General features: G+C 50.5%; 20 protein-coding genes. 9 read left to right on the top strand and 11 right to left on the bottom strand.

What is annotated here, in order from left to right; all coding sequences use genetic code 11:
* Positions 1–169 precede the first annotated feature (169 nt).
* The gene (locus EVX52_RS06195) at positions 170–1,183 is read left to right on the top strand and encodes an alpha/beta fold hydrolase (RefSeq protein ID WP_129951024.1); all 1,014 of its coding nucleotides are present in this window, start codon (positions 170–172) and stop codon (positions 1,181–1,183) included.
* 79 nt (positions 1,184–1,262) lie between these two features.
* On the opposite strand, the gene EVX52_RS06190 is transcribed toward EVX52_RS06195, so the two are convergent.
* Positions 1,263–1,772, bottom strand: coding sequence for a phenolic acid decarboxylase (locus EVX52_RS06190; RefSeq protein WP_165383702.1), 510 nt, complete (start codon positions 1,770–1,772; stop codon positions 1,263–1,265).
* A 137-nt stretch (positions 1,773–1,909) separates the two neighbouring features.
* Between EVX52_RS06190 and EVX52_RS06185 the strand changes: the two genes are divergently transcribed.
* The gene (locus EVX52_RS06185) at positions 1,910–2,806 is read left to right on the top strand and encodes a LysR family transcriptional regulator (protein ID WP_129951026.1); all 897 of its coding nucleotides are present in this window, start codon (positions 1,910–1,912) and stop codon (positions 2,804–2,806) included.
* 36 nt (positions 2,807–2,842) lie between these two features.
* Here EVX52_RS06185 and EVX52_RS06180 read toward each other — a convergent pair whose 3' ends face one another.
* Positions 2,843–4,477: a phosphoethanolamine transferase gene (locus tag EVX52_RS06180; protein WP_129951027.1), complete on the bottom strand. Its 1,635-nt coding sequence runs from the start codon at positions 4,475–4,477 to the stop codon at positions 2,843–2,845.
* Between the two features lie 358 nt (positions 4,478–4,835).
* Here EVX52_RS06180 and lpxA point away from each other — a divergent pair, with 358 nt between their 5' ends.
* Positions 4,836–5,624: an acyl-ACP--UDP-N-acetylglucosamine O-acyltransferase gene (gene lpxA / locus EVX52_RS06175; RefSeq protein ID WP_238485999.1), complete on the top strand. Its 789-nt coding sequence runs from the start codon at positions 4,836–4,838 to the stop codon at positions 5,622–5,624.
* A gap of 43 nt (positions 5,625–5,667) precedes the next feature.
* Here lpxA and EVX52_RS06170 read toward each other — a convergent pair whose 3' ends face one another.
* From EVX52_RS06170 to EVX52_RS06155, 4 genes are all read right to left on the bottom strand, one after another.
* Entirely contained in the window at positions 5,668–6,690 is a 1,023-nt protein-coding gene (locus tag EVX52_RS06170) for a DUF2891 domain-containing protein (RefSeq protein WP_129951029.1), read from the bottom strand.
* Between the two features lie 12 nt (positions 6,691–6,702).
* The gene (locus tag EVX52_RS06165) at positions 6,703–7,653 is read right to left on the bottom strand and encodes a DUF979 domain-containing protein (RefSeq protein ID WP_129951030.1); all 951 of its coding nucleotides are present in this window, start codon (positions 7,651–7,653) and stop codon (positions 6,703–6,705) included.
* A complete protein-coding gene (locus tag EVX52_RS06160; protein ID WP_129951031.1) occupies positions 7,650–8,339 on the bottom strand; it encodes a DUF969 domain-containing protein in 690 nt (229 codons plus the stop codon). Before EVX52_RS06160 ends, EVX52_RS06165 begins: the two co-directional genes overlap by 4 nt.
* Positions 8,340–8,675: 336 nt before the next feature.
* Positions 8,676–9,335 (bottom strand): epoxyqueuosine reductase QueH, encoded by a 660-nt coding sequence (locus tag EVX52_RS06155; protein WP_129951032.1) that lies wholly within the window; start codon positions 9,333–9,335, stop codon positions 8,676–8,678.
* 185 nt (positions 9,336–9,520) lie between these two features.
* Between EVX52_RS06155 and EVX52_RS06150 the strand changes: the two genes are divergently transcribed.
* The 6 genes from EVX52_RS06150 to dsrB all read left to right on the top strand — a co-directional run bounded on the left by EVX52_RS06150 (position 9,521) and on the right by dsrB (position 14,469).
* Entirely contained in the window at positions 9,521–10,531 is a 1,011-nt protein-coding gene (locus EVX52_RS06150) for an AI-2E family transporter (protein ID WP_129951033.1), read from the top strand.
* Between the two features lie 206 nt (positions 10,532–10,737).
* Positions 10,738–11,796, top strand: a complete 1,059-nt coding sequence (locus EVX52_RS06145) for an NAD(P)-dependent alcohol dehydrogenase (RefSeq protein WP_129951034.1) — start codon at positions 10,738–10,740, stop codon at positions 11,794–11,796.
* A 187-nt stretch (positions 11,797–11,983) separates the two neighbouring features.
* The gene (locus EVX52_RS06140; protein ID WP_129951035.1) at positions 11,984–12,322 is read left to right on the top strand and encodes a hypothetical protein; all 339 of its coding nucleotides are present in this window, start codon (positions 11,984–11,986) and stop codon (positions 12,320–12,322) included.
* 109 nt (positions 12,323–12,431) lie between these two features.
* Complete coding sequence (locus EVX52_RS06135) at positions 12,432–13,355, top strand: potassium channel family protein (RefSeq protein ID WP_129951036.1); 924 nt, start codon at positions 12,432–12,434, stop codon at positions 13,353–13,355.
* 298 nt (positions 13,356–13,653) lie between these two features.
* Positions 13,654–13,863: a transcription antiterminator/RNA stability regulator CspE gene (gene cspE / locus EVX52_RS06130; RefSeq protein WP_013575246.1), complete on the top strand. Its 210-nt coding sequence runs from the start codon at positions 13,654–13,656 to the stop codon at positions 13,861–13,863.
* A gap of 408 nt (positions 13,864–14,271) precedes the next feature.
* On the top strand, positions 14,272–14,469 hold the full coding sequence (dsrB, locus tag EVX52_RS06125; protein WP_015697634.1) for a protein DsrB: 198 nt from the start codon (positions 14,272–14,274) through the stop codon (positions 14,467–14,469).
* A 101-nt stretch (positions 14,470–14,570) separates the two neighbouring features.
* Here dsrB and EVX52_RS06120 read toward each other — a convergent pair whose 3' ends face one another.
* The 5 genes from EVX52_RS06120 to EVX52_RS06100 form a co-directional block, all read right to left on the bottom strand.
* Positions 14,571–16,271 carry a methyl-accepting chemotaxis protein gene (locus EVX52_RS06120; protein WP_129951037.1) on the bottom strand — a complete coding sequence of 567 codons (1,701 nt, stop codon included), beginning with the start codon at positions 16,269–16,271 and terminating at the stop codon, positions 14,571–14,573.
* A 242-nt stretch (positions 16,272–16,513) separates the two neighbouring features.
* Positions 16,514–17,128 (bottom strand): transcriptional regulator RcsA, encoded by a 615-nt coding sequence (rcsA, locus tag EVX52_RS06115; protein WP_129951038.1) that lies wholly within the window; start codon positions 17,126–17,128, stop codon positions 16,514–16,516.
* Between the two features lie 388 nt (positions 17,129–17,516).
* Entirely contained in the window at positions 17,517–18,707 is a 1,191-nt protein-coding gene (locus EVX52_RS06110; protein ID WP_129990855.1) for a glycoside hydrolase family 88 protein, read from the bottom strand.
* Positions 18,704–19,993, bottom strand: a complete 1,290-nt coding sequence (locus EVX52_RS06105) for an oligosaccharide MFS transporter (RefSeq protein WP_129990854.1) — start codon at positions 19,991–19,993, stop codon at positions 18,704–18,706. The genes EVX52_RS06110 and EVX52_RS06105 overlap by 4 nt, the downstream gene beginning before the upstream one ends.
* A gap of 26 nt (positions 19,994–20,019) precedes the next feature.
* On the bottom strand, positions 20,020–21,858 hold the full coding sequence (locus EVX52_RS06100; RefSeq protein ID WP_129990853.1) for a DUF2264 domain-containing protein: 1,839 nt from the start codon (positions 21,856–21,858) through the stop codon (positions 20,020–20,022).
* Positions 21,859–21,882: the final 24 nt, after the last annotated feature.

The raw sequence follows: 21,882 nt of genomic DNA, 5'->3' as shown, positions 1-21,882 counted from the left end.
AAATCAAAACCGGCCCCCGGCGGCCAGGATGAGTATTTACCGGACATACCGTTACATTTTGCAAACGAAAGACTGAATCAGCCGGTCTTAAGTGGTTTTTCTGAAGGCGTAAATTTTGTAGCATAGTGTTTTACGCCGTCTGTTCAGTGAACGCCACCAGGACAACCCGATGCTTCCCCGTTTTAAAGTGCTCTTTTATGCGGCTGTTTTATCCTTTTCTTTCTCCGGCTCAATAATGGCGGCAGACGCTCCCGCTTACGGCCCGCAATTGCAGGGATTTGATTATCCGTTCCCGCTGAAGCAATTTTCCTTTAGTTCCCAGGGTGCACCGCTGCAAATGGGCTATCTGGACGTTGCCCCTGCCGGGCATAAAAACGGCCAGACTGTGGTGCTGATGCATGGCAAGAATTTCTGTGCCGCAACCTGGGGTGACACTATTTCGGCTCTGGTAAGTCATGGCTATCGGGTTATCGCGCCTGATCAGGTCGGGTTCTGTTCATCGACCAAGCCTTCCCATTACCAGTACAGTTTCCAGCAGTTGGCGACCAACACGCATGAGTTGTTGAAAAACCTTAAAATCAGCAAAGCCGTTATTGTCGGGCATTCGACTGGCGGCATGCTGGCGACACGTTACAGCCTGATGTATGCGCCGGAAGTGACGAAACTGGTGCTGGTGAACCCGATTGGTCTGGAAGACTGGAAAGCCAAAGGCGTTCCCTATCGTACGGTCGATCAGTGGTATGATCGCGAACTGAAAACCTCAGCGGACAGCATTAAACAGTACGAATTAAAAACGTATTACGTGAATAAATGGAAACCGGAATATGACCGCTGGGTCGATATGCTGGCAGGCCTGAATAACGGTCCGGGGCACAAGCTGGTAGCATGGAACTCAGCGCTGATTTACGACATGATTTTCACTCAGCCGGTCTTTTACGAATTCAAAAATCTCCGCGTACCCACCACCCTGATAATTGGCACGGCTGACACCACAGCCATTGGCAGCGATATTGCCCCGCCTGCGGTGAAAGCCAAAATCGGCCATTACAACGTGCTGGGCAAACAGGTTGCGAAGCTTATTCCGCACGCGAAACTGATCGAGTTTAAAGGCCTTGGACACGCACCGCAGATGGAAGAACCGGAAAAATTCAATGCGACGCTGCTGAAAACGCTGGCACGCTGACGGCCTGTATCTCTGACCCCTGTTCATAAAAAACCACAGCCATTACGGACTGTGGTTTTTTATGTCTGTGGTTTAGTGATTAACGCAGATTGTCCGGGAAGTTAGCCGGTAACTCGCTGGCCGGGCAGTCGATCACCGCGTTATTGTCGGCGCCGCAGTCGCGGACGAAAGTTATGGTCGCGAATTCATCAATGACTTCCGTCGGATAAGCCGGGCCGGCATCGCGATATGAATTCATCAGCGGAATATGTTCGTTCTGGAAGCAAACGGTTTTTTCCGGATTGTTCATGATCCAGCGTGGAAAGAAAATCGTGCCGTGGAACACGTTGTCACCCAGGTTGACTATCAGGCTGACATCGGTACCGGTCGGCTCTGTCCAGGAAATTTTGTACACATCAGAAGCCACACGCACGATATAAGCTTGCTGATCTTTCACCCAGCGGTTGCCAACCAGCCCGCTATGAATGCGGTAATCCAGCGTTCCGGCATTTTTCACATAGATTTCATAATTCCAGCCATTGTCATAGGTGTAAACCACGTGTTTGCCGATGAAATTGCTCAGGTCGTGTTTATCAAAGCTGCTCATAATAATTCTCCTTATTAGTGCGACGTATGTCAGTGCTGTTTCGATAGAGAGAGAGTACACGCTAAAAAATTGATAAAAAAACGCTCTTTTCTGATAAAAAGCATCTAAAATTCCGATAAATTTCTCCGAAGGAAAAAAGCATGGCACTTCCACGAACCACTCTTGAGCAGTGGGTGGTGTTGCAGACGGTCATTGAACAGGGGAGTTACGCGCAGGCAGCGCGGGTGCTGAACCGCAGCCAGTCTTCTGTCAGTTATGCGCTGAGCGGATTGCAGGAACGGCTTGGCCTGCCGTTGCTGGAAATTCAGGGTCGTAAAGCGACCCTGACCGGGCAGGGACGGGCGTTGCTGACGCAGGCAATGCCGCTTATTTCAGCCTTTTTGCAGCTTGAGCACCGCGCTGCCGGGCTGAAAGGCGGAACACGCACCGAACTGAGCCTGGTGGTCGACAGCGTCTTTCCGAAATACCGGTTGTTTCGCGCGCTTAAAAGTTTTCAACAACAATTTCCCGATACCCGGGTGCACCTGACGGAAATTTTGCGCGGAGAAAGCCTGGAGCAATTAAACGAACGGTCTGCTGATTTATACATCACCACGCTGGCACCGGAAAATGCCATACAGGGACGCTTTCTGCTGGACGTGGATTTTGTCCCGGTGGCGAAAAACGATCATCCGCTGATGAGCCTCGCCGTTCCGCTGACCGCAGAGGACCTGGCACGCTTCCCGCTGATCAGCGTGGCCGACCGGCACTCGCCGCGTAATGAAAATGCACCATCCGGCACCCGTGCCAGCTGGACCTTCACTACTGTCGGGGCCGCGATGGAAGCGATTATGGTGGGCGTAGGATACGGCTGGCTGCCGCTGGAAAGTGTGGAGAAAACGCTGGAGAGCGGTTTGCTTCGCCGTCTTGAATTAACAACCAGAACGGTGCGGCAAACGGCACTGTATATGGTGATGGATAATCAATCTGAGCAGTTCGATAAAACGGTCAGCGCACTGGCAACAAGCATTCTGACAGAGTGCGGTTTGCTGCCATAACATTCTGGCAGCAAACCCTTTCAGCTACGGGCGTGACTACTTCTGAGATGGGCGGCAGGCCGCCAGAATATCCAGTTGTGGATCACGTTCTGAGGTCTGTACGTTCATCGCGCTCAGCACGGTGTGGAACAGGTTATCCTGCGAAACGTCTTTGTTCGCAGCATTGGATTTCAGGCATTGCATATCTATTCCCTGCGCTTTGACATAGCCATCAGACAGCCAGAATAGCATCGGCACATGGGTCTGTTGCGCCGGTGCCACGCTGTAAGGCGTACCGTGCAGATACAGGCCATTTTCACCCAAGGATTCACCATGGTCGGAAAGATAAATGACGGCCACATTGTACTTATCCTGATACTGCTTCGCTTTTTCAATCACCTGCGACACCATGTAATCCGTGTAAAGCAGCGTATTATCGTAGGTATTCACCAGTTGTTCTTGTGAACAGTTTTCAATGTCGCTGCGCGGGCAGTCAGGCATGAACTTGCGGAATTCCTGAGGATAGCGTTTGTAATATGTCGGGCCGTGGCTGCCGATCAGATGTAAGCTAATCAGCGTATTTTTGCCGTCAGCCTTGATGTCATCATCAATATTCTGCATCAGTGCCATGTCGTAGCAGGTATCACCATCACAATATTTACCGTCTTTTTGGGTATTAATGGTGACATTCGGCACACGGTCGCAGACCCCTTTACAGCCTTCGTCATTGTCTTTCCAGAATACTGAAACGCCGGCCTTATGCAGAATATCCAGCAAACCTTCACTGTTACGGGCGCGGTTGGCGTCGTAACTGGTGCGTTTCATGTTTGAGAACATGCACGGCACAGAAATTGCCGTTGCCGTACCGCATGACGTCATCTTCGTAAAGTACACCACGTCCGGAATGGCTTGCGTGTACTGATTGGTTGGTTTGGCGTATCCCTCATACGACTGATTTTGCGCCCGTGCTGTTTCCCCGATCACCAGGAACACCAGATTGGGTTTTTGCCCCGGTTGTTGTACCAGTTTTGCATCATTACCAAGAGTCCGGAACGGCATTTTCGGTGTGAAGTAACGGTGATTCATGTACTGGAACGCACTGTAAAGATAGTTGGTCGGTACGATTTCCAGATTCAGAGTGCGGTTGTTACGGCCAACGGAAGCATAATCTTTGTAAAAAACGCCGGCAATGGAAGCAACGACCAGCAATGAAATCACCATTGACACCAGGCGTACTCCCAGACGGCGCAGCGGTGTTTTTTCATAGCTGACCGGTGTCAGGAAAAGCAAAATCGCGGGCAAAACGCCGGTGAAGACAAACCACAGCACCACTTTCAGATTCAGGTATGAAGATGCTTCAGCAGATTGCGTCTCGAGGATATTCTCGATCATGCCGCGATCGAAAACGACCTGGAAGGTCATCATCGCGAAACTGGCGAGGGCACTGACCGGGAGCACGATAATGAAGAATGGCTTAAGCAACGGGCGAAAACTGAAAGGGGTGAACACAAAGTTCAGTGCGGCAAACAGCGCGACCGGAATGCTCAGGGCGAAAGCCAGATTGTATGCGGGCAGTGCATTTAAGATGCGGTAAAAATGCAACAAAATAGGTAAGTTAACCACAAAGGTAAAATACAGGGTCAGCAATAAAGTCAGCGTAAAGTAGCTGATCTTCGGAAATATATAGCGCAATGAAAACTCCCAACAAAATGACGGTAGCAGGGTTAATGTGAGGGAAAGATAACGTACGGAAATGAATATTCATAAGAATATTCATCCAAGCTTAAGAAAGCCTTAATCTACCCGTCATAAATCCTTCATCCTGCAGCGTTTCTGAAAAAGTTCAGAAAATATATAAAATATAAGAGACCGCCTTTTCTTGCATGAAGCCTTATGCTCACCGGCGTAGCGATGTGGATGTTCAACGAAACACCCTTTGTTTAAACCTCTCTGAGCGCGTTTCCCTCCGCTCATTTTGTCTTTCCCTGATTATGCCTGACCGGTTTAATTCATCACTGACTGTCTGCGGGCTGTCAGAAGGATATTCGTGTTGATCTCATCTTCGGCCATCATTGCGGCCAGCAGCATTATTGAACCCGGTGTGATTATTGGGCCGCGAGTGGTTATCGGGCCTTTTTGTGTTATTTCAGCGGGTGTGCAAATTGGCGAAGGAACATGCATTTCTTCGCATGTCATCATCAACGGCAATACCAAAATAGGTAGGGATAATCAGATTGGCAGAGGCTCATCCATTGGCGAAATCAGTCAGGATTTGAAATACGCCGGAGAACCTACCGGGCTGGAAATCGGCAATGGAAACCAGATTGGCTGCCATGCCACATTACATCGAGGCACTGTACAGGGCGGCGGTATGACCCGGATAGGGCATCTGAATATTTTTGAGCGGGGTGTCCATCTCGGCCATGACTGCCAGGTGGGAAATGCCACGTTCATTGGCGAACATAGTGCTCTGGCAGGGCATGTTTTATTAGGTAATGATGCGCGGATTGATGCCCTGAGCGCAGTGCATCAGTTTTGTATTATTGGTGCGGGAGCCCGTTTGCTTGCCAATACGTGTGTGGTGCAGGATGTGCCGCCGTTTGTGATGGCAGGCGGAAACCGCGCGGTACCTAAAGGGATAAACGAGCAGACAGCAGAATTTTGCCGGGCTGGCAGTACGCAGCAAAATATCATCCGCTATCTGTACGATTTGCTTTATCACCGGCAGGAAACGATTGAACGGGTAAAGTCAGAAATTGAGCGGCTCAGCACGGAATATCCGTTACTGTGCCACTTCAATGCTTTTTTCCTTCATTCAGCGCGCGGGATCATTCGTTAACGGGTTTAGGGTAATCCTGCGGCTGAACAGAGGTGACGGGCTGTCAGGCTTCGAGTGCTAACAGGGCAAAGGTTGCCAGCCAGTGCTCGCCCATATAGGTGCTGTCGAGATGGTTCAGCGCGCTGTGCAGATGGGCTTCTGCCGTCTGACGTAGCAAGACCGCACGCGGATCACCCGCTGGCAGCGCAGAGGCCAGCGAACGCTGACACCAGGCACGGCTGAGATTCAGCCCGTCCAGATGGCCAATTTTACCGTCGCTGCGGTCAGTGACCGTGGCGGGGATAAACAGTGTCGCAGGCTGGCTGTGCGCCAGATCCGGTAAAAAACGGCCAAACCAGGTCACAAATGCTTCGGGCGGTAAAACTCGGCGCATCAGTTCAGCTTCCATCAGGGAAGGTGAAAGGAATTCATCACCGCCCGGTTCCCATGCCTGACAATGCACATCTTCAAGATGCCAGCGCAATGCCGTTTCTTCGATCAATTCTGCCAGTTTGTGATGCTTAACACAGCGGGCATAATCCAGTGTTAACGCCAGGGCAAAAGCTGTGTTGAAATGGCTGCCGACCCGCAGGGGATAGGTTGCCTTTGGCAGAAACGTGCTAAAACTCTTTTCGAAGAACCGGCTCATGGGCGCGAGCGTTTTCGCCCATTCCGCAGCCTGTGGCAGGGTCATTTCATGCAATTGCTGGCTCAGCGCCAGACACCACGCCCAGCCATACGGCCGTTCAAATCCGGCATGTTGCGTCTGTTGCAGATAGGCCATTTCACCGGCGACATTTTCTGCCGTGAAATGCCGGCCGGCCACCTCAATGATTTTTTCTGCTTCCGGCAGTTGTGGAAAACGATCCAGCAGTCGCAGCAATAACCAGTATCCGTGCACACAGGAATGCCAGTCATAGCTGCCGTAAAAGATCGGATGCAACTGGCGTGGCGTTTGCGCATCCGCTGCGCTGCTCATGGCATGCATGAGTTTATTCGGGTATTCGCGTGTTAAGTGATTCAGTGCCAGTGAAGCAAAACGGGATGCCATCTCTGCCGTCAGTACACTATGTTGTTGCGTCGTCATCGTCTTTCCTTATCAGAAACGGAACACAAAGAAATACATAAACGCGGTATTGACCAGCAACAGTAATACACCGGTTTTCCACTGCGCTTTAATCACGCCATTCTTATCCTGCAATTCCAGCAGCGCCGCGGGGACGATATTAAAATTGGCTGCCATCGGGGTCATCAGGGTGCCGCAGAAACCGGATAACATGCCGATCGCGCCCATAATCGCCGGATTTCCGCCCAGCTGGTTGACGATAAGTGGCAGCCCGATCCCCGCCGTCATGACCGGGAAGGCGGCAAAACCGTTTCCCATGATCATCGTGAAAAGCGCCATGCCGAAGGTATAGGCAATCACAATCGCCAGCGGTGAACCGAGCGGAATGATATTTTTGACCAGGTCCGACACCACGCCGCCGACTCCCGCCAGTGCAAACAACGCGCCAAGAGCGGCCAGCATTTGTGGCAAAATAGCTGCCCAGCCAACGGTATCCATTGTCTGTCCCCCCGCTTTCACTGCTTTGACCGGCGAATCACGCAGCATAATCAGCGCCACGATGAAGGCCACCAGCGTGCCGATTACCAGCGAAATCAGCGTGACGTTTTTGGCTTCCACCAGCGGCGTGTATTTCAGCGTCAGGGTGCCAGCCAGGGTCACCAGGGGGATCAACAGGGCAGGAATAAACAGTTTATTGCCAAAACGTTTTGAGCCAGCTTCACGCTTTTCAACCTGATCAGGCTGTCCGCTTTCTGATTTGCCTTTCCCCAGTTTTCCGCTCCCGGCGATGATCGCCAGCAGAATCGCCATACAACCGGTAATGAAGTGTGGCAATTGCGCACCAAACAGGAAAGTTATGCCGTAAATCCCCCAGAACAGCGCATTGACATAACGGCGTGAGTGGCTTTTGTCGCGTACGTTGAAAAATGCATAAGCACAGAACATCAGTCCCGCAAGAATATAAACAGTCTGCAAGGTGATCATTTCGCCGCGCTCCCGTGTTGCACGTCAAAGCGCTTAGCCAGCGAACGGTCAAGTAACCACAGACGAATAAAATGGATAATCAGCGCAGCAATAGCCGTCGGGATCGCCCAGACAGACAGGTGCAACGGTTCAACGTTAATGCCGTACTGTTCCAAAAAGCCTTTAATCAGGAGGATAGATTGCACCGCAATGAAAATGTCCTCGCCGAAGAAAACGGCCACATTATCGGTTGCGGCGGCATGAGCCCGGATCTTCTGACGGATATCATTGGGCAAATCGCCGTATCTGGTGGTGGCTGCGGCTTCAGCCATCGGCGCGATCAGCGGGCGTACCATCTGCGCATGACCACCGAGCGAGTTAAGCCCCAGTGCGGCGGTCATCTGGCGCAGGAAAAAGTACAGCATCAGCACGCGACCGGTGGTGGCAGCATGTACTTTGGAAATTAAATGACGCGCCTGTTCTTTCAGGCCGCTGCGCTCGAGGATGGCAATCACCGGCAGTGTCAGCCATATCAACCCCATATAGCGATTATCGGTGAACGCTTTGCCAAATGCGCTGATGATATCAACGGTGTGCATTCCGCCCGCCAGGCCGGTCGAAATACCGGCGACCGTCACCACCAGTAAAGAGTTAAACCGCAGTGCAAAACCCAGCACAACGATCGGAATACCTATTAATACCCACATATTTTGTCCCTCAATAATGACGTGTTTGCTTTATATTTTTAATGAACCTGAATAATGTTGATACACCTGTAATAACCGGGTGTTATTGCTTATGTTAAATACATATATATAAAAATATGAGACGGAAAGTAACAAGCAACAGTGGTGAATACAAGGCACAAAGGCGGGGCAGGTCATAGGAAATTATTCTAGAAAACTCAGGCTTAAGGGGCTGGCAAAATAAATAACTAACGTGTCAATTATGACTGGCGAATCTGACAGGAGGCGGGCGAAATAACAGAATAATTAACCCGGCCTGTTGACCGGATATAACAAAAAGAGAGGGTTCAGGCAGTTTTATTCGTTGTCTTCGTCGCCGTAATATTTGACGCCGAGTTTGATCAGCCCACGGCCTTGTGCTTTGCGGTGTAAGTTACTGTCGCGCAAGGAATAAACACAGCCGCAGTATTCCTGTTGGTAAAAGCGTTCGCGCTTGCTGATTTCAATCATGCGCGCCGATCCGCCTTTTTTACGCCAGTTATAATCCCAGTAAATCATGCCCGGGTAAGGTGCCGCGGCACGTTCGCCGCTGCCGGTGATTTGCTTCATGTCTTTCCAGCGGGAGATACCCAGACAACTGGTGATGGCGCTGAAACCATGTTCAAAGGCATATAATGCCGTGCGTTCAAAACGCATATCAAAACACATGGTGCAGCGCACACCACGCTCAGGTTCATTTTCCATTCCCTTTGCCCGCGCAAACCAGTTATCGGTGTCATAATCGGCATCGATAAAAGGAATGCCATGCAGTTCGGCAAAACGCATATTTTCTTCTTTACGTAGCAGATATTCTTTCTGCGGGTGAATATTAGGATTGTAGAAGAAAATCGTATAGTCGATCCCCGATGCCTGAATGGCTTCCATCACTTCGCCTGAGCAGGGCGCACAGCAGGAATGCAGTAATAATTTATCGTGTCCGGCAGGCAGGGCCAGTTTCTCGCGAATTACTTCAGACATATTATTCTCCAGACTCTCGGATTTTCTTTACGATCTTTTCAGGGGGAGATGATAGAAGAACCTCTCTGTCTGTCAAAATTTTCTTAACGGGTTAAGTTGTCAGAGGATTGTGCGCCGGACTTCAGTGCTATGATATGACCCGATCCGGGGGAAGCCCGGTACACAGAGATCTAAGGATACAGGCAATGCAAATTATGAGATCGAATCAAATTCGCTGGCTCAGTGTGGTGATTGTGACGGGCGGGTTGTTACTGATTCTTCCTCTTCATTTACTGGCATGTTTTATTGCCGGTTTTTTAGTGTTTGAACTCATCAATGCGCTTACTCCGTACTTTCAAAAAATTATCAGTGGCGAACGTGCACGCTGGCTAGTGGTGGCCATTATTGCGACCCTGGTTATCAGTTGTCTGACGCTGGCGATTGCGGGCATTGCCGATTTTCTGATGGAAGATATGCGTAATCCCGTGGCATTTAACGCCATGGTATCGCGTCTGCTGACAGACGCTCAAAGCCGCTTATCGCCCGTATTACTGCATTATTTACCGGCGAATATTGAAGAGTTGCAGCGTAGTTTCCTGCTGTGGTTGCGTGAGCATATTGTGATGATTCAGGCCGTTGGCAAGAACGCCGCCCATGTTTTCCTGACCATGATTATCGGTATGATCCTCGGGGCGATTATCTCGCTTCAGCAGCCGCGTAAGGGGGAACTGCACGCGCCACTGAAAAAAGAGTTATTGCAACGGATGCATTTATTGGGCGAAGCCTTCCGTAACGTAGTCTTTGCGCAGTTCCAGATTTCCCTGATCAATACCGTACTGTCCGGCATTTTCCTGTTCGGTATTTTACCGTTGTTCGGCATTCATCTGCCGCTGGCGAAAACACTGGTTGTCGTGACATTCGTCTGCGGACTGCTGCCGGTTATCGGTAATCTGATTTCGAATACACTGATTTTCATTGTCGGCCTGTCGCTGTCATTGTGGGTCGGTGCGCTGGTGCTGGCATATCTGATTATCATCCATAAAGTGGAATACTTTCTTAATGCCCGTATTGTGGGCAGCCGTATCAAGGCGAAATCCTGGGAAGTTTTACTGGCGATGCTTATCTTCGAGGCGGCGTTCGGTATACCCGGCGTCGTCGCGGCGCCTATCTATTACGCTTACCTGAAAAGCGAACTGAAAGAAGCGGGTCTGATTTAATCCTTTCTGAAAACATGGCGCTTTGCGGGCAGAGCGCCATTGTTTAGTCTCTGTACAATCCATGCTAAAAATCCTGAAAAAAACAGATTCAGGCAAGTAATGGCGAGGATCGTTATATCAGTGAGTCACCTTAAGCCGTCATAATTTTACGGTGCCTGCCTTTTCTGCGGGCATGCAGTATTCCGTAATCCAATCAGGAGATAAAAATGACGCTTAACGTTCGTGGTTTCGCTGCACTTTCAGCGGATGCGCCTCTTGCGCCTCATAATTTTGTTCGCCGTGACCCGCGTGATACTGACGTTGTGATCGACATTCTGTACTGCGGTGTTTGTCACTCCGACATCCACCAGGCGCGTAATGAATGGCATCAAAGCATTTATCCGATGGTTCCGGGGCATGAAATTATCGGACGCGTGAAACAGATTGGTGCGAAAGTCGCGGGTTTCAAAGTGGGCGATACCGTCGGTGTCGGTTGTATGGTCGATTCTTGTCAGCATTGTGAATCCTGTGCAGAAAGCCTGGAACAGTACTGTGAAGAAGGCGCTACCATGACTTATAACAGCCATGATCGTCATGACAACATGATGACCTATGGTGGTTATTCTGAACAAATTGTGGTTTCAGAAAAATTTGTTCTGCGCGTTTCTGAAAAGCTGGACATCAAATCTGCGGCACCGCTGCTGTGTGCGGGTATTACCACTTACTCTCCGCTGAAACACTGGAAAGTCGGTAAAGGTCACAAAGTGGCTGTGGTGGGGCTGGGCGGTCTGGGCCATATGGGTCTGAAGTTTGCCAAAGCACTGGGCGCAGACGTTACGCTGTTCACCCGTTCCAAAGGTAAAGAGCAGGAAGCTTACCGTCTGGGCGCTGACCACGTCGTGTTGTCAACCGATGAAGCGCAAATGGCAGCAGTTAAAAGCCACTTCGATTTCATTCTGGACACCGTACCTAACCCACATGATCTGAACCCGTACCTGGATACGCTTAAACGTGACGGCACCCATATCTTGGTCGGTCTGATCGAACCAATCGAACCTGCGCTGCACAGCGGCAAACTGATTATGGGGCGTAAAACGGTTGCCGGTTCCCTGATCGGTGGTATCGCTGAAACCCAGGAAATGCTGGATTTCTGTGCCGCCCATGATATTTCCTGTGATGTGGAAATGATCGACATGCAGGATATCAACGGCGCGTATGAACGTATGCTGAAAAGCGACGTGAAATACCGCTTTGTTGTTGATATGGCGTCACTGAAAAACGCCTGAAGGCCGTATTGAATCACATGGATTAAATAGCGACCTGATGCGCCTGCCCGGTTTATCACTCTTTGAGTGAAAGAACACGGCAGGGCGGGCGCATTGTGGCGAAATTTACTCTTTACACGTTTCTGTGACTTCTCGGCTTGAAAGCGCGGTGGTATCCTGCTGCCTTTCGCCGGGCGAAGGAAAACCAGTGGCTAAGAGTTTTGACGAACTCATCAGAGATATGGATCTGATGATTGAACATGTGGACAGGCTGAAAAACTTGCCCCCACGGGCTGCTCAACCAGCGGCCTCTGACAAACCTGCGTACGATTCTTTCGGTGAGATTTTCGCGCTGAAGGCTGTCATGCGGGCTTTTATCTCTTCAGTCGACACCATCGTAAAAGTGCAGATTGCGAAGAAAGTTGAGCAGGATATCGGCCATCTCGAGAATACCGTGCGGTCGATTGGCGGCGGCAGTGCGGACGCAGAAGACGTCGCGCAAATTACGGCGTATGTTCGCCACGCGGTATCTGAATTAATGGATTAATGCGTCGTTCCGCCAGCAGACCCACCCTTAAAAGCCGGTCACACAGCGTATTGCACCAATACTTTGTGTGACCGGCTTTTTTATGGGCTGTTTGTCCGTAGGCGCGGCAATGAAAAGCGTCTATTCTTGCCATAATTCCTTTTTGCCGGTGCCGGTTATGTCTCAGGATTATCGTTTTTTCGCGTCAGCCCGACGCCGTTGTTATGCCCTTTTATTTGAACACCGCACCCGCACTGGACGACGGATGGAAATATTTTGGATCCTGTTGTCACTGCTCAGCGTGCTGGTGTTGTTTATCGAATCCAGTGCACGTGACTTATTTCCGGCGACACCTGAGATCATCCCGTTGTTCGGCCTGGTCGAAATGGGGTTTACCGCGCTTTTTACGCTGGAATACGTTTTACGGGTGATCTGTTCGCCGCGCAAAACCCGCTATCCGGTGAGTTTTTTTGGCATTATTGATCTCTGCACCATTCTGCCCATGTACATCCTGTGGATGCTGCCTTCTTTTGCGGGGGCGGGGAATCTGGAGATCCTGATCCGCCTGCTGAGAATTTTACGTGTGCTGCGGGTGCTGAAGCTGCTGCGCTATATGAGCGACGCCGGGGTTTTATGGCGCAGCGTGATGCGCGCGAAACGTAAGCTCAGCATCTTCTTTGGGTTTGTCGCCATCATTCTTTGTCTTTTCGGCGGGCTGATGTTTGCAGTCGAAGGCGGCGGTGACGGATTCACCTCGCTGGGCGCATCTGTTTACTGGGCCGTGGTGACATTGACGACAGTCGGATACGGTGACATTACGCCGCATACCGCGCTGGGAAGAATGCTTGCGTCGGTGCTGATCCTGCTGGGGTACTCTATCATCGCCGTGCCGACCGGGATTTTAACGGCTTATATGTCACAAGAATTGGAAAAAGGGCGTGCTGCCCGTTCCTGTCAGACTTGTCTGCATTCCGGCCACGAAATTGATGCAAAATTTTGCGCGCACTGTGGAGCGGTTTTGGCAGCAGATAATTCACAACCCGTTGAAAAGTAGCCTGATAATTGTACGCCAATTGTACTGTCTGGTACAAAAAATGACTAATTTCACGCTTTACCGCCCCATTGCATTAAAAAGAGTTGCTATTAAGGGGCAGTCATGAGTAAATACATACCGGCCTGTGGTACAGACCTATTTATGCACGACATCCTGAGTAAAGTTGTTCCAATTTAAAGCGTTATCCATGATAACCCTGCTCTGACGAATTTCCTTCTTAGTGCCTCCATAAGTAACGACTGAAATCCGGCTATAACATGCCCATGGTGGCGAAATTTATTTTTAAAAGGTAATTCCTATGTCAATGATGAAAGGTCAGGTTAAGTGGTTTAACGAGTCTAAAGGCTTTGGCTTCATCACTCCTGCTGACGGCAGCAAAGATGTGTTCGTACACTTCTCCGCTATCCAGGATCAAGGTTTCAAGACCCTGGCTGAAGGCCAGAACGTACAGTTCACTATCGAGAACGGTGCTAAAGGTCCGTCTGCGGCTAACGTTACCGCTATCTAATCTTACTTTACCGCTGGTTCAGCGATAAAAGTACAGATGACAAAAACCCGCATGCGCGGGTTTTTTTACGCCTGTTGTTTGCCCATTCACTCTTTGCTGATAGGTCTTTTGTCATTTTCGCGAGCGTCTGCTGTCTTAACCGGCGGTCGCTGGCTAAAAGATAAAAAAAAGCCCGCACAGAGGCGGGCAAAATATTTCTTATGACATTCATTCTGCACTCCCTCGGGGGTGAGCACGCAGCCAGTATAGAAGAAATGAAACTCAGGATTCTTGCCCGAATTCGTTAAGAAAGTGCAAATGATTTCCACCGGGTTATTTTACCGTTTCGCATCATCTTTCCTGTCAGGCATGCCTTTGTGCGATGGTCTGTACTACAATAATCATAATTGAAAACCATGGGATAACCTGATGAAAGTTAATGATCTTGTGACAGTAAAAACTGACGGCGGACCGCGCCGTGAAGGTAAGGTATTAGCCGTAGAAGAGTTTTATGAAGGCGTCATGTATCTGGTTTCGCTGGAAGATTATCCGGCAGGTATCTGGTTCTTCAATGAAGGCGATACTAAAGATGGCACATTCGTTGAACCCCGCGAAGGTTCTGAATAATATTTATGCGATGTCTGTCGTGAATAAAAAAAACCGGGGCAAGATTTTTGCCGCCGGTTTTTTTTACTTATTGCCTGCCGGTAATGACGCTGAGGCCGTTATCAGAACGTTTCCCAGTTCGGTTCATCGTTTCCCCCTTTAGGCGAACGGGAAGCCTGGCCGGGCAGGGAGCGGGATGATGCCGGGGGTTGTGGTTGCGCACTGCGGATGCTGCCATCGAGACGGAACACAGCCACAGCCTGTGTCAGGCGGGCGGCCTGCTCTTCAAGTGACGCGGCGGCGGCAGATGCTTCCTGCACCAGCGAGGCGTTTTGCTGCGTGACACCATCCATTTCTGACACTGCCTGGCTGACCTGACTGATCCCGCGACTTTGTTCATCCGATGCGGAAGCGATTTCGCCCATAATGTCCGTCACATGGCTGACAGCGGTAACAATTTCTGACATTGTGTCTCCCGCGTCACCCACCAGAATGCTGCCTTCACCAACGTAATCGACAGATTCTTCAATCAGTGCTTCAATTTCTTTCGCTGCCTGTGCGCTTCGTTGCGCCAGATTGCGCACTTCGCTGGCCACCACCGCAAATCCACGTCCCTGCTCACCGGCGCGTGCTGCTTCCACAGCAGCATTGAGTGCCAGAATGTTTGTCTGAAAAGCGATACTGTTGATCACATTAGTGATTTCGGCGATTTTGGTCGAACTCCGGGAAATCTTATCCATGGTACTGACCACGTCCGCCACAATATTCCCGCCTTTTTGCGCTTTGTTTGAAGCGTCTGCAGCCAGTTTACTGGCGTGATGGGCATTTTCGGAGTTCTGTTTCACCGTAGCCGTTAGCTGTTCCATACTGGCAGCCGTTTCTTCCAGTGCCGCGGCCTGTTGTTCGGTCCGCGAAGACAAATCGGTATTACCTGAAGCAATTTCCGTCGAGCCCTGATAAATAGACACCGCGCCTTCACGAACAGTCAGAACCGTTGATGCCAGCGAGCGTTGCATTTGATCCACATTATTACTCAGTACGCCGATTTCATTGCGGCCCTGCACTTGTGCGGGTTGCGTCAGGTCTCCCTCAGCAATTTTCTGAATGCGCATCACCAGTCTGTTCAGCGGATGAATAATGACTTTACGCATCACCAGGTAAGTGATGAAGGTCAGCACCAGTGCCAGCAGGAAACCGCCACCCATCAGGGTATAACCGAGCACGGCATTATGCTGCGCTTTATCATTGATGGCATTAGCCGTTTCGGTACGATAAGCAATTGCCGCCAGCAGAGGGATATTATTGGCGAGATCCAGACTACGTACCGTTTCTGCTTCCTGAGAAATGACTTCCTCGAAATGTGCCTGTCTGGCCGATTCCAGCATCGGTGCCATGCCTTTGGTCAGATAATCGTCATAGGCTTTTTTCAGCGGTTCATCAATTTCCCGATCTTTATCGGTTTTATTCGGCCGGTTGATATAAGCCTCAAACGAAGTTTGTGACTGTTTAATTCGGCTGGCAGCGTCTTTCAGGTTTTGGTTAAACACATCCTGGTCACCAATACGCGCCGCTGCGGCGGCCTGAATCAGCAACAAACGTGCGGTACGCAGATGGTTTGAACTGTTGGAAAGAGCCAGACGGATTTGCAGCTCCTGGGTAGCATTTGCCAGCGCGGCATTACTTTGCTTTAGAAAGAAACCGGAGGTGCCGACGGCAACAGCAAAAAGGAAAAGTATCCCGGTAAGAATCAGGCTAATCAGGGTGATAAGGCGAATGTTGCTGATAAAAGAGGTTCTGGTCGTTGAAAATGTAGGAGTATCCATTTTATTTTGTTCCGCTCAATTGATCCTGTATACCGCCTGTTCCGGGCGGTCAGTGACAGCGATAAAGGCATTGCCAGCGGGCAAGTCCGGCCGTGACGAAAAAGACGCCATAAGGAGTCATCGGCATTCCGGCGGAGGGATTCAGTTTATATTTGTGGCGGAGATCTCATTTTCAGAGATTAACGAAGATTTCTACAGGCTGCGCCGTTGCGTAACCTGTAGCCGAAAGAGAAGAGAGGTGATTAATTCACATAAATACCATTGGTGAGCTGATCACATAAACGAACGACGTGATAAATAATATGTTTATTCGGTGATTTTATTTTCCTTTTAATATTTCCCTTATAGGAAGACACCGTTTTGGTTTTAATTTGTAACTTGTCGGATATTTCAATGGTGCCGTTACCGGACATCCACATTCTGAGCATCGCTGATTCAGAACGACTGAGCATCACAGGCCGGGTATCGAGCATTCCACTGCCGGCGGGATCCTTCGCCTGAGGTAATAACGGATGATTTATTAATTGCTTCAGTGTGTCGGCTTTAATGGATTTGGAGGTAATAATCACGTTTTTACGAACAAAAATATACTCTTCGAAATGAATACGTGTACGGGACATAAAAATAAAAAACAGCGTATCAGGGGAGCCGGTGATCAGTTCTCCGAGACGTTCTTTATTGCCTGAATGAGGTGATATGCAATCCTCGTTAATAAAAACAATCGAAGGATTCAGTTTGTTGCAACCATTAAGAAACTGCTCAAAATGGCTGACGTAACTGACATCTTGTTCACTGGTGAGAAATTGTTGCAATCCGAGACGCGTATACCGGCATGGATCCAAGATTATCGTATGCATAGTAAGTCCTCATAGGACGTCCCTGTTCTGCATAATGATTGGATTTTTTTGTGTCAGCACAGCAGGCACAAACTGCGCGCTGACTCTACTTTTTGCATGAAAATCGGACAGTTGGAAGTGATTTTTTTACCCCTTAAGGGGCAGGGAAGGATTTGATAAATTTGCTTTATGTCACAATTAAATTTGTAACTGTACAAAAAATGGCCCGCATTAAGACTATTCTTAATGGTTGTAATGACATAGAAAAAAAACTAATTGATTAGGATGTTACGGTAACACGCCGGTACCTCTGTCAATACGATGAAGACCCTGCTTATGCTTAAAAACAATTCACGAATGAAAAAGGGCAGAAAAGCAGACGCAGTGCGTAAACACTGCGTCCCGGTCATCACCAGTAGGATTGCCAGCACTGCGTCACACGGGTCAGGGCTTCGACATAAAAGTAGTCACCCCAGCTGCAACACTCATCAACACCTTTACCGCTGGCCATATGATAGACAGAATGCTTAAGTAAACCGTCACAATCTTCGTCCTCACGGGTAAGATAATTCTCGGTCAGTGAATCCATAATGCGCAGCGCCATTTCTTCATAGCACACCCGTTTGTCATCGGTGGCTGGCAGCGTGGTCGCAAGCGTCAGCAGACCGCAGACCCCAATCGCCGCAGCCGAACTGTCGCGAACGGCATCGGTGCCGAGCAACGCTAAATCCCAGTGGCAGACATCGTCTTCCGGTAAGCGGTTAAGGAAATAATGTGCCAGACGCCGTGACAGCTCCACCTGATCTTCATCGCCGGTATAACGATAACTGAGCAAAAAGCCGTAGATACCCCAGGCCTGGCCGCGTGACCAGCATGAGTCATCGGCATATCCCTGATGCGTATTACCAAAACGCGGTTCGCCGGTCACAGTATCCATGTAATACGTGTGATAGGTGGAGGCGTCCGGGCGCACAATATATTTCGCCGCCTGTTCTGCATGCGCGCGGGCAGCATCGGCGAAGCGCGGTTCACCGGTTTGTTCACTCGCCCAGTACAACAAGGGCAAATTCATATTGCAGTCGATAATCATGCGGCCGGCCTGTTCCGGGTCATGCAAATCGCCCCACGCCTGTATGATTTTCGCCCGGCTATTAAAACGTTCCATCAGGGCTTCTGCTGCCAGCAGTGCAAAACCACGAGCCTGCCGGTTGCCGGTCAGTTTGTAGGCGCTGACGCACGAGAGGCTGTAGAGAAAACCGAGGTCATGCGTCGCGGTATCAATGCGGTTGGCGATACGGTTACCAAACGATGTCACTTGTTTTTCTGCTGCCAGACGGTAACGGTCATCGCCGGTCATTTCCCACGCCAGCCAGAGCTGGCCGGTCCAGAAACTGGTAGTCCATTCCACATTCTCTGTCAGCGGGTAATGGCCGTTTTCGCAGGTTTCTGCCGGGAATTTATCGCCGAACTTTTCCAGATTACGGGAAATTTTGCTGAGTACCGTCTGGCGCGCCCGTTGCATCTTTTGTGCAAAAGCGATTTTATCCAGCTGATTCAGTTCCACGGGTAGCAACGTCTCTTTCGCGATGGTGATCGTCATACTTTCTCCCTTTCCATTCCAATTGTTTCAATTTCAACCTGCACCGCAGGCACGGGGGTGCCTGAGCGCAGGCTGTGACAGGCGGATAATGTGAAGGCGGAAATCAACGTAAAGCACAGCGCGATACCGCCCATAATCAGATAAGTGTGTTCAAAACCAATACGGTCGTAGAAGTAACCGGCAGGCGGGGCGACCACAATGGAGCCGACGTATATCATGGCCTGATAACCCAACAGATACATGGTGGCGTTGACGCGTTTGCTGAAATGCTCGGCGATGTACTTGAACACTGACACCAGCAGCAACGCGATTTCCAGCCCGTAGAACGGTTTGATAATTGAAATCAGCAGCGGGTCGTGGGTCAGCCCGGAGGCAATCAGGCGTAATCCCACCAGTGCGCCGACCAGCAGCAGGCTCTTCTTGGCACCGAAGTAGTTCACCAGGAAAGGGATAACCATCATCATCAGAAATTCGAGACCGGACTGCACCGTGCTCAGATAGCCGTACCAGGCGTTGCCTTGCTCTTTGGTATCGAAGAAGGTGACGAAATAGCGTGAGAATTGTTGTTCGGCGACAAACATCATCCACGCGACACCAGCGACATACAGCGAGAACATCCAGAACTTGCGGTTTTTGAGCAGTAAAATCACATCGCTGAACACGATCTTTTGCTGTGAAATGACGTCGTTATTTTTAAGTTCTTCATCACCAATTTTCAGTGAAAGCAGCACCATCAGCATGACCAGCGAGGTCGCGCTGCTCAGGCCAAAGTTCCATGCAGGGGAGAGGTTAAACAGCACGCCGGAAAACGACGCGGCCAGTGCCCAGCCCAGTGACCCCCACATGCGAACCTGGCCAAACTCCATATGATACAAGCGACTGAAACGGTCAGCATACGATTCGGATGCTGCCACACCGGCGTACCAGCCGAGGCTCAGATACAGCGCACCGACGATAATCCCGACCATCAGGTGGCTGTTCAGCAGTGGCTGGTAAACGAAAATAAAGAACGGTGCCATCAGGGCGGAAACCAGCACCACAAAATACAGCAGAGATTTGCTCATGCCGATTTTGTCCATGATATAGCCGTAAACCGGCTTCATGACCACCGCGAAAACGCCGTTAATGGCAAACACGGTGCCGATACTGACACTGTCGAGCCCGGCTTTTTGCCCCAGCCATAAGGCATATAGCCCGAAGCTCGAAGACCAGGTGAAGAAATACAGGAATATAAAGCTGCTCATTTTGTAATAAGCCGTTTTACTGGCTGTTTTTATGGCTTTCATCGTGACTCCTGAAACGGCTATTGCGGTTAAGCTAAAATGATTTGTCCGTTATGACCCGGATATTGCCAACGTAGCTGCTGTCCTTCGCGGGAGACTTCCGGTAAAGGGAGGCTGCGGATATCCGTGCTGGCCGAGGCCGACACGGCAGTGATCAGCCAGTGAGATCCCACCGGCAGGGCATTTTTCAATACGGGTATGGCGGCGGTTTCGGCGAACATAATGCTGCTATTGGGCGGGGTGATAACGGTGGACGCTTCGCGCGACGTATTATCTTCCAGCGCGGCAATCCGGCTGATGCCGTTACCGGCTGTGACTGTCACCGCCTGTTTTTCTGCCGGATGCAGTATTTGCGTTGAAGGTGTCTGCATCACTGCAAAACCGCCTTCGGCCGTCTCCAGCGGACGCTGATTCTCAATGTGATGGACCCGCAAATGCCAGTCACCGCAGGGGATCAGCCAGGTGCGTACTGCTACGTCGTGCCACGGCAGCCAGCGGGAATAAATCATCCCGACGGTGATGCGGGTGTCGGCACAGTCGCGGCGTCCGCGATAATAGCCGTCGCCCTCAGAGAACATCAGCATCGAATCGCAACCGGCATGATTCAGACCGTACCGGCCGCGATCCAGGGTGAATCCGAACTGACTGGAATAGGCGAATTTGGTGTATTTGGCTTCGGTATTCACAAAATTATTCAGCTCAAGCTGACCGGACGTGAGCATCACAACATGCTGACCTCCGGCATCGCGGGTCAGGATCTGACTGGCATGAGGAATGCAATGAGTGTCGGGCAGTGACGGAAGGGGCGCCTCTTCTGCCGCCCAGAAGGCATCGTCCGGCGGCAGTGCCAGCACCAGGAACAGTTTGCATGCCCAGTAAGGTGAGCCCGGTGCGTTATAGTCTTCCGCCATCACCAGGTTCGGTGTGTGATAACCGATACTGAGCACGCCGTCGCGGTCGAAAATCGGCTCTTTCAGCCAGTGACGCAGATGGCGCAAAATCAGCCCCTTGATGATGCCCGGAGTGAACACGTCCAGTTGGCTGTACGCTGCCGCACTCCAGAACGCTGCTTCGGCAAAACGGTAGGTCAGGCTGCGTCCGAAAGGCACCGCTGCGCCACCCGCGGAAAACATCGTAATGAAATCCTGTGCGAAACGTTGTGCCCGTTCACGCAGCATGGCTGCACGTGATGCATCCACATCAGCCATATACTGAGCGTACAGCAGGCCGTAATAATGAAACGCCATCGAAATGTAGTAATCACGCGGCCTGCCGGGACCGTCGGAATACCAGCCATCGCCCAGATAATAATCTTCCATCAGCGCAAAACGGGCTGCCACGGCTTCCTGATCCCAGGGTAATCCGGATGTTTTAAAGCCCATCTGCACCATAACCGGGAAGAAATTCCAGTTGTTATTCGGGATGGTGGCATCACGCCCCTGATTCAGCCAGTCCGCCAGATTTTGTTGTTCCTGAACGCTGAAATGCTGCAACAGTTTTGTGTCAAGCAGCGTCAGCCCGACACCAAACGCTGCCATTTCCACACAGCGCTGATCAAAATCGCGGATATCTCCCCAGTATTGCGGATGCTGCGGATCAGTGCCGAAACGAATGGCATCCAGATAAAAAGATAAATCCTCACATTCACCCCCACCGGCCAGCAGCGGGAAAATGCCCCACAACATGCGCGACAGTGCTTCCATTTCGGCAATTTTTTTTCCGTAATGGGTGGTGGAATTTCCGAGGTTGATTCCGCTTTTGCCTTCTTCCGTATAAGGCGACACCGCCGAGAGCAACTCTTTCAGCAGATGCTGCACATCATCGCGGGTCTGTAACGGATTATTAATGTTCACTTTTTTCAGCGTCATAAAAATTCTCCCGGTGACGTAAGG

Origin of the sequence: Rahnella sp. CFA14(1/10) (assembly GCF_004195095.1) — a bacterium.
GTDB lineage: Bacteria > Pseudomonadota > Gammaproteobacteria > Enterobacterales > Enterobacteriaceae > Rahnella > Rahnella perminowiae.
Note: the sequence above shows the minus strand (reverse complement) of the source record. Positions and strands in the feature narration are given on the sequence as shown.

What these genes read in the sequence shown, in the direction of transcription:
- EVX52_RS06195 (WP_129951024.1), top strand. Translation starts at nt 170, where the DNA reads ATGCTTCCCCGTTTTAAAGTGCTCTTTTATGCGGCTGTTTTATCCTTT.
- EVX52_RS06185 (WP_129951026.1), top strand. Translation starts at nt 1,910, where the DNA reads ATGGCACTTCCACGAACCACTCTTGAGCAGTGGGTGGTGTTGCAGACG.
- EVX52_RS06170 (WP_129951029.1), bottom strand. Translation starts at nt 6,690, where the DNA reads ATGACGACGCAACAACATAGTGTACTGACGGCAGAGATGGCATCCCGT.
- EVX52_RS06165 (WP_129951030.1), bottom strand. Translation starts at nt 7,653, where the DNA reads ATGATCACCTTGCAGACTGTTTATATTCTTGCGGGACTGATGTTCTGT.
- EVX52_RS06160 (WP_129951031.1), bottom strand. Translation starts at nt 8,339, where the DNA reads ATGTGGGTATTAATAGGTATTCCGATCGTTGTGCTGGGTTTTGCACTG.
- EVX52_RS06155 (WP_129951032.1), bottom strand. Translation starts at nt 9,335, where the DNA reads ATGTCTGAAGTAATTCGCGAGAAACTGGCCCTGCCTGCCGGACACGAT.
- EVX52_RS06150 (WP_129951033.1), top strand. Translation starts at nt 9,521, where the DNA reads ATGCAAATTATGAGATCGAATCAAATTCGCTGGCTCAGTGTGGTGATT.
- EVX52_RS06145 (WP_129951034.1), top strand. Translation starts at nt 10,738, where the DNA reads ATGACGCTTAACGTTCGTGGTTTCGCTGCACTTTCAGCGGATGCGCCT.
- EVX52_RS06135 (WP_129951036.1), top strand. Translation starts at nt 12,432, where the DNA reads ATGAAAAGCGTCTATTCTTGCCATAATTCCTTTTTGCCGGTGCCGGTT.
- cspE (WP_013575246.1), top strand. Translation starts at nt 13,654, where the DNA reads ATGTCAATGATGAAAGGTCAGGTTAAGTGGTTTAACGAGTCTAAAGGC.
- dsrB (WP_015697634.1), top strand. Translation starts at nt 14,272, where the DNA reads ATGAAAGTTAATGATCTTGTGACAGTAAAAACTGACGGCGGACCGCGC.
- EVX52_RS06120 (WP_129951037.1), bottom strand. Translation starts at nt 16,271, where the DNA reads ATGGATACTCCTACATTTTCAACGACCAGAACCTCTTTTATCAGCAAC.
- rcsA (WP_129951038.1), bottom strand. Translation starts at nt 17,128, where the DNA reads ATGCATACGATAATCTTGGATCCATGCCGGTATACGCGTCTCGGATTG.
- EVX52_RS06110 (WP_129990855.1), bottom strand. Translation starts at nt 18,707, where the DNA reads ATGACGATCACCATCGCGAAAGAGACGTTGCTACCCGTGGAACTGAAT.
- EVX52_RS06105 (WP_129990854.1), bottom strand. Translation starts at nt 19,993, where the DNA reads ATGAAAGCCATAAAAACAGCCAGTAAAACGGCTTATTACAAAATGAGC.
- EVX52_RS06100 (WP_129990853.1), bottom strand. Translation starts at nt 21,858, where the DNA reads ATGACGCTGAAAAAAGTGAACATTAATAATCCGTTACAGACCCGCGAT.